13 protein-coding genes are annotated in these 14036 nt (G+C 67.4%); 5 read left to right on the forward strand and 8 right to left on the reverse strand.

The window, feature by feature from the left end; all coding sequences use genetic code 11:
* Positions 1-42: 42 nt before the first annotated feature.
* Genes E0H45_RS16310 through E0H45_RS16320 form a run of 3 tightly spaced genes read left to right on the forward strand, consistent with a single transcriptional unit; the run spans position 43 to position 3156 of the window.
* The gene (locus tag E0H45_RS16310) at positions 43-1377 is read left to right on the forward strand and encodes an ABC transporter substrate-binding protein (RefSeq protein WP_238155042.1); all 1335 of its coding nucleotides are present in this window, start codon (positions 43-45) and stop codon (positions 1375-1377) included.
* A gap of 4 nt (positions 1378-1381) precedes the next feature.
* A complete protein-coding gene (locus E0H45_RS16315; RefSeq protein WP_131338184.1) occupies positions 1382-2308 on the forward strand; it encodes a carbohydrate ABC transporter permease in 927 nt (308 codons plus the stop codon).
* Complete coding sequence (locus E0H45_RS16320; protein ID WP_238155043.1) at positions 2305-3156, forward strand: carbohydrate ABC transporter permease; 852 nt, start codon at positions 2305-2307, stop codon at positions 3154-3156. Before E0H45_RS16315 ends, E0H45_RS16320 begins: the two co-directional genes overlap by 4 nt.
* Here the strand turns inward: E0H45_RS16320 and E0H45_RS16325 are convergent.
* Complete coding sequence (locus E0H45_RS16325; protein WP_131338185.1) at positions 3146-3775, reverse strand: class I SAM-dependent methyltransferase; 630 nt, start codon at positions 3773-3775, stop codon at positions 3146-3148. The two genes, E0H45_RS16320 and E0H45_RS16325, sit on opposite strands and share 11 nt — an antisense overlap.
* Positions 3772-4905, reverse strand: coding sequence for an aminotransferase class V-fold PLP-dependent enzyme (locus tag E0H45_RS16330; protein ID WP_238155044.1), 1134 nt, complete (start codon positions 4903-4905; stop codon positions 3772-3774). The genes E0H45_RS16325 and E0H45_RS16330 overlap by 4 nt, the downstream gene beginning before the upstream one ends.
* Before the next feature lie 25 nt (positions 4906-4930).
* Here E0H45_RS16330 and E0H45_RS16335 point away from each other — a divergent pair, with 25 nt between their 5' ends.
* A complete protein-coding gene (locus tag E0H45_RS16335; protein ID WP_202872363.1) occupies positions 4931-5683 on the forward strand; it encodes a glycerophosphodiester phosphodiesterase family protein in 753 nt (250 codons plus the stop codon).
* 54 nt (positions 5684-5737) lie between these two features.
* Entirely contained in the window at positions 5738-7111 is a 1374-nt protein-coding gene (locus tag E0H45_RS16340; protein ID WP_131338187.1) for an MFS transporter, read from the forward strand.
* Here the strand turns inward: E0H45_RS16340 and E0H45_RS16345 are convergent.
* The 6 genes from E0H45_RS16345 to E0H45_RS16370 are packed head-to-tail and all read right to left on the reverse strand — an operon-like array spanning position 7108 to position 13918.
* A complete protein-coding gene (locus tag E0H45_RS16345; RefSeq protein ID WP_131338188.1) occupies positions 7108-8526 on the reverse strand; it encodes a polysaccharide lyase 6 family protein in 1419 nt (472 codons plus the stop codon). The two genes, E0H45_RS16340 and E0H45_RS16345, sit on opposite strands and share 4 nt — an antisense overlap.
* Before the next feature lie 10 nt (positions 8527-8536).
* Positions 8537-9385, reverse strand: coding sequence for an AraC family transcriptional regulator (locus E0H45_RS16350; protein ID WP_131338189.1), 849 nt, complete (start codon positions 9383-9385; stop codon positions 8537-8539).
* Entirely contained in the window at positions 9382-10800 is a 1419-nt protein-coding gene (locus E0H45_RS16355; RefSeq protein WP_131338190.1) for a polysaccharide lyase 6 family protein, read from the reverse strand. Before E0H45_RS16355 ends, E0H45_RS16350 begins: the two co-directional genes overlap by 4 nt.
* Positions 10801-10848: 48 nt before the next feature.
* Positions 10849-11670 (reverse strand): carbohydrate ABC transporter permease, encoded by an 822-nt coding sequence (locus E0H45_RS16360; protein WP_131338191.1) that lies wholly within the window; start codon positions 11668-11670, stop codon positions 10849-10851.
* Complete coding sequence (locus E0H45_RS16365) at positions 11667-12611, reverse strand: carbohydrate ABC transporter permease (protein WP_131338192.1); 945 nt, start codon at positions 12609-12611, stop codon at positions 11667-11669. Before E0H45_RS16365 ends, E0H45_RS16360 begins: the two co-directional genes overlap by 4 nt.
* A complete protein-coding gene (locus E0H45_RS16370) occupies positions 12608-13918 on the reverse strand; it encodes an ABC transporter substrate-binding protein (RefSeq protein ID WP_238155045.1) in 1311 nt (436 codons plus the stop codon). The genes E0H45_RS16365 and E0H45_RS16370 overlap by 4 nt, the downstream gene beginning before the upstream one ends.
* Between the last annotated feature and the right edge of the window lie 118 nt (positions 13919-14036).

The following is a 14036-nucleotide window of genomic DNA, read 5'->3' on the forward strand; positions in this document are numbered from 1 at the left end:
CACCGACCGCCCCGCTGCCGCGATGTACATCCCTTGGAGGTCATGATGAGGTTCCGCCCAGGAGCCAGCGGTCTCGCACTGCTGGCTGTCTGTTCCCTAACCCTTGCCGCGTGCAGCGCGGGCAGTCTCGGATCCAGCGACGACGCCGGTGGCAGCGGCGCGGTCGAGATCACGTACCTGACCACCAACCAGGACCAGGACGTGAAGGAGGCCGAGCAACTCGCCAAGGACTTCCACGCGAAGAACTCGAACATCACCGTGAAGGTGGAGACGCGTCCGGGTGGCACCGAGGGCGACAACATCATCAAGACCCGGCTGTCCACCGGCGACATGGTCGACATCTTCAACTACAACACCGGGTCGCTGTTCAACGCGATCGCGCCGCAGAAGAACCTGCTGTCGGTCAACGACGAGCCGTGGGTCAAGGACCTGGACGAGAACTTCAAGAAGACCGTGACCGCCGACGGACAGGTGTACGGCGCACCCGTCGGCGGCTTCCAGGGCGGTGCGATCCTCTACAGCATCCCGGTCTACGAGAAGCTCGGGCTGACGATCCCGAAGACCTGGGCCGAGTTCATGGCCAACAACGCCAAGATCAAGGCGTCCGGCGGTGGCGTCGCCCCCGTCATCCAGACGTACGGCGAAACCTGGACCTCGCAGCTGTTCGTGCTCGGAGACTTCCACAACGTCTCCTCCGCCGAACCGGACTTCGCCGACAAGTACACCAAGAACCAGGCGAAGTACGCGACGTCGCCGGCGGCGCTCAAGGGGTTCGAGCACACCGAGGCCGTCCACGACGCCGGCTACGAGAACAAGGACTTCGCCTCGGCGAAGCTGCCCGACGGCCTGAAGATGCTTGCCACCGGCAAGGGCGCGCACTACCCGATCCTGTCCGGCGTGGTCGCGAACATGGTTGCCACCTACCCGGACGCGGCCAAGACCGTCGGCCTGTTCGCGCTGCCTGGTGACGACGCGAGCAAGAACGGCCTCACGCTGTGGACGCCGGGCGGCCTGTACATCCCGAAGACCACCGAGGGCGCCAAGCTGGACGCGGCCAAGAAGTTCCAGGCCTTCGTCGCCAGCCCGGACGGCTGCAAGTCGCAGAACACGGCCGGCGCACCGACCGGTCCGTACGCGGTCAAGGGCTGCACGCTCGGCGACGACGTACCGAAGGCGATCAAGGACATGCAGCCGTACCTCGACAAGGAGGGTTCGTCCAGCCTGGCGCTGGAGTTCCTCTCGCCGGTCAAGGGCCCCTCGCTGGAGCAGATCACGGTCGAGGTCGGGTCCGGCATCCGCAAGGCGAAGGACGGCGCGGCCCGGTACGACGAGGACGTCAAGAAGCAGGCCCAGCAGCTCGGGCTGGCGGGTTGGTGAGACCGTGACCGTTACCTCGGCACGTCCAAGTTCGCGCTCTGAGGCATCCCCGGCCGCCAAGGCGGCCGGGGGGAAGGTCTACACGCCGTACTCGTTCTGGTTCTACCTGCCGACCGCGGTGATCTACGCCGTGCTGTTCCTGGTCCCGACCTTCGCCTCGTTCTACTACAGCCTGACCCGGTGGAGCCTGTTCGAGTCGAAGTTCATCGGGCTGGACAACTTCGTCATGTTCTTCCAGGAGCCGGCCCTGGTCAAAGGCTTCACCAACACGTTGATCTACGCCGTGGTGACGTCGGGTTCGAAGGTCGTGCTCGGCCTGCTCCTCGCCGTACTGCTGACGTCGCAGATCGTCGGCCGCGGGTATCTGCGGTCGGTCGTCTTCTTCCCGGTGCTGGTCAGCACCGTCGGTGTCGGCCTGCTGTTCCAGGTCATGATGAACCCGGAGCGGGGCATCATCAACGGCGCCCTGGGCGTGATCGGCATCGACGGACCCGGGTGGCTGACCGACCCGAAGTGGGCCCTGATGTCGATCGCCGCCGTCGATGTGTGGAAGGGCGTCGGACTGGCGACCCTGATCTACATCGCCGGCATCGTGTCCATCCCCCGCGAGTACATGGAGGCCGCCCGGGTCGACGGTGCCGGCGCGTGGGACACGTTCCGCCGGATCGTGCTGCCGCTGTGCAAGCCGGCCACGGTCACCGTGATCATCCTGTCGCTGATCGGCGGCCTGCGGTCGTTCGAGCTGATCTGGGCGATGACCCGCGGTGGCCCCGGCTTCACCTCGGACGTGATCTCGTCGGTGATCTACAAGCAGTACCAGGCCGGGTTCTACGGTCTGTCGACGGCCGGCAACGTCATCCTGTTCGTGCTGGTCACCGCGATCGTGCTGCCGCTGAACTGGTTCCTGAACCGCAAGGAGGTGGACATGTGAGCACCGCCGAACTCGTCAACCACCGGCCGGGCCGCAAGTGGGCGCTGAGCGTGGTCGCGATCGTGGCGTCGATCGTGGTGTTCATCATCCCGTTCGTGTTCATGGTGCTGACCGCGGTGAAGGACCGGCAGCAGGCCGCCGACCTGGACTTCTCCTGGCCACACCAGTTCCAGTTCGTGCAGAACTTCGTCGACGTGGTGAAGGCCCGCGACTACATGCTCGTCATCGCCTTCATCAACAGCACGATCCTGACCGTGGCCAGCGTCGCCGGGATGGTGGTGCTGGCGGCCATGGCCGGGTTCGTGCTGCAGCGGCGGAAGAGCAAGTGGAACGGCTTCATCAACTTCCTGGTGCTGTCCGGGCTGATCATCCCGCCGGCCGTCGTACCGACGATCTGGGTGCTGCAGAAGCTCGGGCTGTTCAAGACCATGCCGGGGCTGATCCTGATCGAGATCGCGTTCGGGTTGTCGTTCTGCATCCTGTTGTTCCGGGCCTTCGTGGCGACCATCCCGCGGGAGCTGGACGAGGCGGCGATCATCGACGGGGCCGGGCCGTTGCGGTTGTTCTTCGGGGTCATCTTCCCGCTGCTCAGGTCCGTCATCGTCACCGTCGTCGTGGTCCAGTCGGTCAACGTGTTCAACGACTTCGTGAACCCGCTGTACTTCCTGCCCGGCGACAAGAACGCGACGGTCCAGCTGACCCTCTACAACTTCTCGGGCCAGTTCAGCACCCAGTACAACCTGCTGTTCATGGACATCCTGCTGATCACGATCCCGCCGCTGATCATGTTCCTGTTCTTCAACCGGCAGATCGTCGCGGGTCTGACGTCCGGAGCGGTCAAGGGGTAGCCGGTTTGCGGACGATCAGGGCCGCCTGGGCCGCGTCCTTCTCAGCGGGCAGCGCCGCGCGCGTCAGGGTCGCCACCTCGGCGAACCCGGCGCTCGCGAGCAGCCCGGCGACGTCCGCGACGTCGTACATGTAGACCTCGAGGTCGAGGTCGTGACCGTAGGCGCTGCTCAGATTGCGGCTGCCGTCGCCGACCTTGAAGCCGTGCACGAGGTGGCCGCCGGGGCGCAGGACGCGGAACAGCTCCGCGAACACCGCCGGAAGGTCCTCGCGTGGAGTGTGAACGAGCGAATACCACGCGAGGGCCCCGGCCAGCTCACCGTCCTTCAGGTCCAGGTCGAACAGCGAACCGACCTCGAACCGCAGCTCCGGATACTCTCGCCGGGCCACCTCGATCATCCCCGGCGTCAGGTCGACCCCGAACACGTCCATCCCCCGACCGGCCAGGTACGTCGTGATCCGCCCGGTGCCACACCCGAGATCCCCCACCGGTCCGTCCGGGACGAGCTGCTCAAAGTAGCCGAGGGCACCTTTCTCGAACGGATCCGCACGGTGATAGTCGCGCAGAATCGCGTGGTAGTCGGTGGCAGCGGCGTTGTACGACCCTTGGATATCGTTCACGCCAGAACCCTAGGAAGGCCCTCCGACAATTTCTCGTAGTCCGCGATCGAGTTGTACGCGTGCGCCGAGAGGCGGATGAATCCCCGGTCGTCGAAGCCGGTGAGAGTGATCTCGGCCTTCAGCTCGCGGGACACGCGCAGCTTCAGTTCGGGGCCGCCGGCCAGGTCGAACGAGGACGGCAGCTCTACCAGGCGCATCGTCGCCGGCGGGTGCGCCACCTCGGCAACGCCGGTCCCGAGCGCCTTCGCGAGGACCTTCGCGCCCTCCTCGACCAACGTGGTCAGCTGCGGGCGACGGGTCGGCCAGTCCAGCTCCGCCAGGACCTGCAGCGACTCCGGCGCGGCGATCCACGGCACGTAGTCGTACGTGCCCAGCATGTCGAAGCGCTCCGGCATCCGCTCGTCGTACTCGGACCACGACACGATCAGCGGCATGGACGCCGTACGCCACTGCTCGGCGACCACCAGCCCGGCCGTTGCTCGCGGCGCGGCCGGCCACTTGTGGAAGTTGCCGGTCCAGAAGTCGGCGCCCCCGGCGGCGGGTGCGTCGATCAGCGCCGGGGCGTGCGCGCCGTCGACCACGATCGGTACGCCGCGCTCGTGGGCGGCCGCCACCAGCGCATCGATCGGGAACACCTTCGCCGTACCCGAGGTGATCTGGTCGACGATCAGGACGGACGCGCCGTCCAAGCGGTCCGCGATCAGCGCGACCACGGTCTCGTCGTCGGCCTCGATCGGGATCTCGACGTTCACGACCTCGGCGCCGTGCGCCTTCGCGAACCGCTCTGCGGCGAACCGGACCGCGCCGTACGCGTGGTCGGTCAGCACGATCCGGCTGCCGGCCGGGATCGGCAGCGTCTGGAGCGCGACGGTCACGCCGGCGCTCGCGTTCGGGACGAGCGCGAATCCGTCCGGGTCGGTCTCCAGGTACGCCGCGAGCGCCAGGCGGCTCGCGGTCAGCCGGTCGGCGACGGTACGGAACCAGACCATCGGGTTGGCGTCCATCTCGGCGCGGAGGCCGGCCATCACCTCCTGCGTGCGGCGCGGCACAGCGCCGTACGAACCATGGTTGAGATGCACAACCTCGGGATCGAGAGTCCACAGATCGGGGCGGGAGCGGAGTACTGTCACCACCCAAACGGTACATACTGCACACGTGTACCCCTACCTCGACCACGACGGACCGATCGCGATGGCCCACCGAGGCGGCGCCAAGCACCCGGACAACGTCGGCTACGAGAACTCGCTGCACGCCTTCCAGCACGCCGTCGACCTCGGGTACCGGTACCTCGAGACCGACCTGCACGCGACCAGCGACGGCGTCGTGATCGCGTTCCACGACGACAAGCTCGACCGGGTCACCGACCGGACCGGGGTGATCGCGGAGCTGCCCTGGTCGGAGGTCAGCAAGGCGAAGATCAACGGCCACGAGCCGATCCCGCGCCTGGACGAGCTGCTCGAGCACTTCCCGGACATCCGGTTCAACCTCGACATCAAGGCCGAGGGCGGCCTCGAGCCGGCCGCGAAGGTCCTGAGCGCCGCGAACTCGATCGACCGGGTCTGCGTGTCGTCGTTCTCCCAGTCGCGGGTCCGCCGGATCCGCAAGCTGCTCGGGCCACGACTGTGCACCGGGTACGGCGAGTTGGAGATCGTCCTGATCCGCTTCCTGCCGTTCGCGCTGAAGGCCCGCGGCGCCTGCCTGCAGATCCCCGAGGGGTACGGCGCGTTTCACGTGCTCACGCCCGGCCTGATCAAGCGCGCGCACTCCCGCGGCAAGCAGGTGCACGTCTGGACGATCGACGAACCGGACACCATGCGCCGGATGCTCGACGCCGGCGTCGACGGCCTGATCACCGACCGCACCGACCTGCTTCGTGATGTCCTGATCGAGCGAGGTCAGTGGCACTGAAGTGTTATCCGCCGGTACGTCACGACGTACCCCGGACCTGACACACTTCCGCGCATGGGATTCCTCTCCGCCCCGCCGGCGGTCGACAAGCGCGAGTACTGGGGATTCAGTCTCTACGACTGGGCCAACTCGGGCTACGTCACCACCACGGGCACCGTCCTGTTCGCGCCGTACCTGACGTCGGTCGCGGAGAACGCCGCCTGCGGGTACGTCGGGACCAGCGACAACCCGTGCCACACGAACCTGGACGTGCTCGGGCTCGGCATCTCCCCCGGCTCGCTCGCGTTCTACGTCGTGACGGTCGCGACCCTGATCTCCGCGCTGTTCCTGCCGGTGGTCGGCGCGATCGCGGACCGGATGTCGCGCAAGAAGCTGCTGATGTGCGGATTCGCCTGGGCCGGAGCACTCGCCGCCTGCTGCATGGTGTTCGTCGACGGCGGGCGCTGGCAACTCGGTGCGCTGCTGCTGTTCGTGGGGAACCTGTGCCTCGGCTCGTCCCTGGTCGTGTACGACTCGATCCTCATCGACATCGCCCCACCGGACCAGCGAGACGCCGTCTCGTCCCGTGCCTGGGCGTTCGGGTACGCCGGTGGCTTCCTGCTGCTCCTGGTCAACCTGGCGGTCGTCACCGCCCACGACGCTCTCGGGCTGAGTCAGAGCACGGCCGTACGCCTCAGCCTGCTCAGCGCCGGGCTCTGGTGGGGAATCTTCACGTTCTTCCCGTTCCTCCGGCTGCGGAACCGGCCACCGACGAACGTCGTGCAGGTCCGCAGCGGCAGCGTCGTACGCCAGAGCTTCGGTCAGCTGGCCGCCACGCTCAAGCACCTGCGCAGCTACAAGATGACGATGCTGTTCCTGATCGCGTACCTGTTCTTCAACGACGGGATCCAGACGGTGATCTCGGTGTCGTCGACGTACGGCGAGAAGCAGCTCGGGTTCGAGACGCAGGTGCTGATCGCAACCATCCTGCTGGTCCAGTTCGTCGCGTTCTTCGGAGCGCTGGCATTCGGCCGGTTCGCCCAGCGGTACGGCGCCCATCGCACCATCTCCGGCGGCCTGGTGATCTGGATCCTGATCGTGATCGCCGGATTCCTGCTGCCCGAGCGCCAGATCGTTCCGTTCCTGGCGATGGGGATGGCGATCGGGATCGTGCTCGGCGGCACGCAGGCGCTGTCCCGGTCGGCGTTCAGCCAGCTGATCCCGAAGGGCCGCGAGGCGGAGTACTTCTCGCTCTACCAGGCGGGCGAACGCGGGACGTCGTGGCTCGGCACGCTGGTGTTCGGTCTCGTCCACCAGCTCACCGGCTCGTACCGTCCCGCGATCGTCGCACTCGGCCTCTTCTTCGTCGTCGGCCTCGCGCTGCTGGTCCGCGTCGACATGCGCCGCGGCATCGACGAGGCCGGCAACAGCCAACCGACCGTGGTTTAAGCGGCGCCTGGGCCAACGTCCGCGGAGGTGAGTGGGCGTCGGACCGGCGCGGCGGTCGAGTACTCGTCGGCGCCCACGTCGTACGGCGCCGTGCGGGGCTGCCCGTCGACGTCGTCGCTGACGTGACCCGAGTGGTCGACGGCGGCGGCGTCCGCGGCGGCGCTACCCGAGCCGAGCCGGTAGACGCCATCGGTGCCCGCAGTCAGCTTCGGATCGGCGCGGGTGACGCCCGACGACGGGATGTTGCCGTTGGTGGCCTGGCCCCAGGCGATGTTTCCCGCCCAGGTCAGCCCGGCGAGATACGGCATGTCGACCAGTTCGCCGCTGTCGCCGACCATCAGGTTGTCGGCCACCACACAGTCCAGCGGAGGCACCGTGCGCTGGCTCTCGCCGACGAGGGCCTGTCCGTTGTTCCGGAGTGTGTTCAGCGTGATCGTCACGCGGTCGGGCGCGTCGTTGCCGGTCCGGGAACTGGACGGCTCGCCCTCGTAGTGGTCCCGTTCCGTGCCGCTTCCGAGCACCACGCCGGCGCCCGCGATCCCGCTGACGTAGTTGTTCACGATCAGGTGGTCGTTGCCGTAGATCCGGATCCCGTTCTCTCCGGACAGCAGATAGTTGCTCTCGACCCGGTTGTCGTTGCCGTGCCGCAGGACGAGCCCGCCGACGGACGAGCGGATCGTGTTGTACCGGATCGTGTTGCCGGACGACTTCACCGAGATCGCCTCGGGATCGCCGTTGCACCGCTCGAACAGGTTGTACTCGACCGTCGCGTCGGCGGTGCTGAGCGCCCGGCTGCTCACTCCGAGCCGGATCGGCTCCCCGCCATTGGCCCCGCCGTACGTGTGATCGCGGAAGTAGTTCCGCAGGATGTACGTGCGCTGTGCCATCGCCTCCGAGCCCGGGCCGTCGATCACCAGGTACACGCCGACGGTGGACTTGTCGTGGAAGACGTTGCGGTCGATCTTCGCGTCGTCGCCGCGGACGACGACCCAGTGGCCGGTCGACGCCGCGAGGGCGAGGTCGTTGCGGGTCAGCCGGATCCGCGGGCAGTCCGCAGGGATCTCCAGCGTCGTACTCTGCCGGAACGCGAACCCGCTGATCGTGATGTCCGACGACCCCGAGAACACGAAGCTCTGCGCGCCGGTCAGCGTCACGCCGCCGCGGGTCTGGGCCACGATCGTGATCGGCCCGCTGCTGCTCCCGTGCCGATTGCTGATGGTGATCGGCGACCCTGACGGTACGGCGTACGAACCGTTCGCCATTGTGATCGTGGTGCCGGCGGTGGCGCTGTTGATTGCCTGCTGCAACTCGGCCAGCGAGGTCACCGTGGCAGTCTCCTGGGCAAGCGCTGCTCGCGCTCCCACCAAGGAAATTGCGACGGCGCCACTGCCGGCCAAGAAGGTACGACGGTCCATGACGAGGCTCCTAGTTGTGTGGGCGGTACAACTTTCGGTACGCGCTCGGGGTCACCGAACTCACCTGACGGAACACCTTCGAGAAGTAGGACTGATCCATCCCGACGGCGGCCGCGATCTCCTCCATCGGACGCGCGGTCGCCGTCAGCTCGCGTTGGGCCCATTCGATCCGGACCCGCTTGATGTACTGCTTCGGCGACAACCCGAACTCGGTGCGGAAGTGCCGCATGAAGCTCGCCAGGTCGTAGCCGAACACGGCCGCGAGCTCCTCGACACTCGGCAGCGTGGACAGGTTGTCCTGGATGTACTGCACGATCTCGGACTCGCTCGTCTGCCGCTCCGACAACCGCACCGAGCCGGGCGGCGCACTGTCCAGGTAGTGCGCGAACAGCGCCGTCAGCGCCGAACGCAGCCGCAGCGGCGTCGCGAGACCTGGCGGATCCCGGTCCGCCGCACCGACCTGCTCGAACAGAGCCGCGGCTTCCTCGGGCGCCTTGCTCGGGACGATGTACGGCAGCGTCAGCATCTCGCCGATGTCCCGGTCGCCGATCAACGCCGAGAAGTGCAGCCAGTGCTTGCGGAAAACGTTGTCGCTGATCGTCTCGTACGAAACCGGCACGTCGGCCGGCATGTAGACGAGCTCGCCGGGCCGCGGGTAGAGCTCCTGGTCCCCTACGACGAGACGCCCCTCCCCCTCCAGGATCAGATAGAGGCGGGAGAACGGATCCGGCATCAGAGCCCGGGACCACTCGCGGTGCACCTTGGTGATCCGGGCCGCGACGACCAGGTCCAGCCGGAGCCGGTCGAGATACGTCCGGATGATCTCCTGCTCCCCTACCGCGTTCTGCGTTGTCTTCATCGCGCGTGCGGCCCGACGTCGCTCGAGGTCAACGGTCGGTACGTCGGACGGCGGGCCGAGTACTCGTCCGCGCCGACATCCGCTGCGCGACCGGTCCGGTGGTCCCCGTCCAGGTCAGCGGCGACCTCCGGGTACGACCGGGAGGCCGCGTTGATCGCCGGGCTGCCCGCCGTGAGCCGACGTACCCCGTCAGGTCCTGGCGCGAGCCGTGGGTCGACGCGGGTGAAGCCGGCGGCGGGTGCGTTGCCGTCCGTGCCCTGTCCCCAGTGGATGTTGCCTGACCAGGTGATGCCGTCCTGGAACGGCATGTTCACCAACTGCCCGTTGTCTGCCACCAACAGATTGTCCGTCACGGCGCAGCCGAGCGGCGGCAGGGTCCGGTGGCTCTCGCCGACGACAGCGGACTCGCAGTCGAGCACGGTGTTCAGCGCGATCCGCACCCGGTCCGGCGCGTCGTTGCCGCGCCGCGAGTCGGCCGGCTCGCCGGGGTAATGGTCCCGGACGTTGCCGCTGCCCAGTACGACGCCGGCGCCGCTGATCTGCTCGATGTAGTTGTTCACGATCAGGTGGTCGTTGCCGTAGATCCGGATCCCGTTCTCACCCGACAGCAGATAGTTGCCTTCGACCCGGGTCGCGTTGCCGTGCCGCAGCACGATGCCGCCCAGGCTGTCGCGGATCGTGTTGTGCCGGATGGTGTTGCCCGACGACTTCACCGAGATCGCCTCGGGATCGCCGTTCGCGCGCTCGAACAGGTTGAACTCGACGACCGCACCGGCCGTCGACAGCGCCCGCGGGCTGACTCCGAGCCGGATCGGCTCGCCGCCGTTGTCACCGGGGAACGTGTGGTCGCGGAAGTAGTTCCGGGTGATGCGCACCCCGCGGGCCATCGCGTCCGTCCCGGCGCCCTCGATGCCGAGGTAGATGCCGAGCGTGGACTTGCCGTGGAACTCGTTGCGATCGATCGTCGAGTCGTCCGCCCGCACCATCACCCAGTGCAGACCCTCGATATCGGCCAGCTGGAAGTCGTTGCGGGTGAGCCGGATCCGTCGGCAGTCCGGCGGCACGTCGAGCGTCGTACGCTGCCGGAACGCGAACCCGCTGATCGTGACGTCCGACGACGACGCGAACACGAAGCTCTGCTCACCGGTCAGCACCACGCCCCCGACCGACTCCGCCCGTACGACGATCGGCTCGTCGCGGGAACCGCGCTTGCCGGTGATCGCGATCGGCTCCGCCACCTCATAGGTGCCGTTGGCAACCGTGATCACACTGCCCGGCGTCGCGCGGACGATCGCCGCCTGGAGCTCCTCCAGCGAGCGCACCAGCCGGCCTTGTGAGCCGGCCATCGCCGGCAGCGCGGGCCATGTGGTCAGCGCGATGACACCTGTTGTTGCGAGGAAGGTACGACGATGCATGTCTCACCCCTTGAGTGCGCCGGAGGTCAGGCCTCGGGCGAACGAACGTTAGAAGAAGAGGAACACCAGCACGGACGGGAGCAGCGCCAGCAACGACGCGGCCAGTACGACGCCGGGCGTGACGGCCTGGTCGATCCGCAGCGTCCGCAACGCCAGCGGGAGCGTGTACGCCGACGAGTTCTGGGCCACCAGCAACGGCAGCAGGTACTGGTCCCAGATCATCGTGAAACCGAACACCCCGATCACGCCGAGCGCCGGCTTGCACAGCGGCAGGATGATCTGACCGAAGATCCGCAGCTCGCCGGCGCCGTCGATCCGGGCCGCCTCCTCGAGCTCGGGCGGCACGTCCTTCATGAACTCGGTCATCACCAGGATCGAGAACGCCCACGCGCCGAGCGGCACGATCATGCCGGCCAGCGTCCCCATCAGGTTGAGGTGCACCAGTGGCAGGTCGGCGAGCACCAGGGTCAGCGGCAGCGCGAGGATCTCCTCGGGCAGCATCATCGTGGCCAGGATCGCGACCATCACCAGCGTCATCAGCGGGAACTTCTTGCGGGCCAGCGCGTAGCCGGCGAGGACCGAGACCGCCACCTGCAGCAGCAGCCCGAATCCGACCACGAAGAACGAGTTCAGCAAATACCGCAGTACGCCGTGGTCGAACGCGATCCGGAAGTTGTCCAGGGTCGGTGTCTTCGGTACGACGCTGAGCTGCGTCGGATCCGACACGTGGTTGAACGACCCCACTAGCAGCGCTAGCAACGGCCCCGCGAAGACCGTGAACAGCCCGGCGTAGATCACGAACTTCGCGATCCGGGCGCCGACGCCCTTGCTCTCGGTGAGTCCCAGCGCGGTCTCGGTGGCGGCACTCATGCGGACCTCCTCCGTCGCAGCAGCTGGACGCACACGGTCAGGACGAGCGTGGCGGCGAACAGCAGCACCGCACCGGCCGAGCCGACGCCGAGCCGGCTCTGCTCCAGCCCCAGCTTGTAGATCAGCGTCATCACGACCTCGGTCGAGCCGTTCGGCCCGCCGTTGGTCAGCAGGAACACCTCGGTGAACGTCCGGAACCCACGCACGGCCGCCAGCACGAACAAGATCGCGAACACCGGCCGGAGACCGGGCAGCGTCACATGCAGGATCCGCTTCCAGGTCGAGGCGCCGTCCACGGTGGCCGCCTCGTACAGCCCGCGGTCGATCCCCGCCAGCCCGGCCAGGAAGATCATCATGTCGTACGGCGCACCACGCCAGATCCCGGTCACCGCGATCGAGGCGAGCGACGTGTGCGGATCGTTGATGAACCCGGACGGACCGAGCCCGACCAGGCCGATCAGCTGGTTGATCAGACCGTCGCCGGTCGGGTGGTACATGATCCGCCACAGCTCGGCCACCACGGCGAGCGGTACGACGACCGGCAGGAAGGCCGCCGACCGGATGAAGGTCAGCTTGCGGGTCTGGCCCTCCACCAGCAGGGCCAGGCAGAAACCGAGCACCATCGACCCGAAGGTCTGGCCGACCGCGAGCACGACCGTGTTCCACGCGGCGGACCGGAACCCCTCCGAGCTCAGGATCTCGGTGTAGTTCGCGCCGCCGACCCAGGTGTTGCCGAGGTACGGCCGGACTTCCTGTACCGACATGCCGATCGCCTGCGCCATCGGGATGAACTTGAAGTACACGAACAGCACCAGCGCCGGAGCCAGGAACAGCCACGGAACCCACCACTGCCCGCTCCTGCGAGACCTTTGGAGCTGCCCGGTGGGCGCCGGCGCAGCGTGCGCCGGGACCGTCACCGGCGCCGCCTCCCGGACACTCATGACGCGCTGATGCCCTGCTGGCTGAGCGTGTCGGTCAGCTTCTGGTCGAGCTTCTTCAGCTCTGCGTCGACGTCCAGGCCGCAGTCCGCGATCAAGGCGTTCACGGTATCCGCGGTGCTCTGCCGGACGGGTGTCCAGTTGGGGATCGAGGGGGCGTAGCGGCCGTGCTCGCGGTACACGTCGGCGTACAGCTTCCACCGCGGGTCGGGGCGGACCGTGGCGATGTCGACGGTCTTGTTCACCGGCAGCTGCACGATGAAGGCCTTCTCGCCTTCCATACCGATCTTCTGGCCCTCGGCCGAGATCGCGTAGCCGGCGAAGGCGTTCTGCCCGGCCTCGTTCTTGGAGCCGGCCATCAGGTAGACGCTGCCGCCCTCGGCGAGCACCGTCGAGTCCTTCGGGCCCTTCGGCATCGCGACGACGTCGTACTTGTCCTTGCCGAGCGAGGAGTCGAAGCGCGGCATCAGGTACGGACCGACGACGTACATCCCGGTCTTGCCGGCCTCGAAGGTCTCGTTGGTCGGCGGCGTGTCCATGGTCGCGGCGCCCGGCTGGATGACCTTGGAGGTGCAGGCGAGGTCGCGGAACCACCTGGTCGCGGCCACCGTCTCTGCGGTCGACATCGCGGGCTTGTACTTCCCGTCGGCCTGCTTGGCGATGAAGTCACCGCCGGCGGCCCAGAGGAAGTTCGAGAAGTACCACGAGGCGTATCCGCGCTTGGTCGAGGCGGGCACCGCCAGACCGTAGGTGTCGGCCTTGCCGTTGCCGTCCGGGTCCTGGGTGGTGAAGGCCTTCGCCAGGGCGACCATCTGGTCCCAGTTCGTCGGTGCGGTGAGGTTGACCTTCTTCAGCCAGTCCTTGCGGATCAGCAGCGCGGAGGCCTGCGCCGAGTACGGGACGCCGTACGTCTTGCCGTCAGTGGCACGGGCGGCGGCCAGCGCCGGCTCGAGCAGCTGGTCGCTGCCCTTGATCGCGGACAGGTCGACCTCGCGGACGATCCCCTGGCTCACCATCGTGCCCAGCTGGGACGAGTCGTTCATGACGATGTCCGGCAGATCCTTCTGCGCCGCCCGCTGGGACAGCTTGGTCTCGAAGTCGTCGAAGATCGCCGTGACCTCGACCTTCTTGCCGGTCGCCGCCTCGAAGGCCGCGGCCAGCTTCTTCATCCCCTTCTCGCCGTCGCCACCGGGCGTCGTGCGGGCCCACAGCTCCAGCGGAGCCGACGGGTCCTGCTCGGCCTTGCCGGCACCGGCGCCGCCCGAACCGCAGGCGGCAAGCGTCAGGGCGATCCCCACCCCCGCGGCCACCGTCTTGAATGACCTAATGATGGACACTGTCATGCCAACTTCCCCCACATTTGTACTTTTTGGGCCTCATTTCGTCGGAAGATAGCGCTTTCCAGGCAAACGAGTCAATGACTCATCG

This window comes from Kribbella soli (assembly GCF_004331345.1).
Classification (GTDB): Bacteria; Actinomycetota; Actinomycetes; order Propionibacteriales; family Kribbellaceae; genus Kribbella; species Kribbella soli.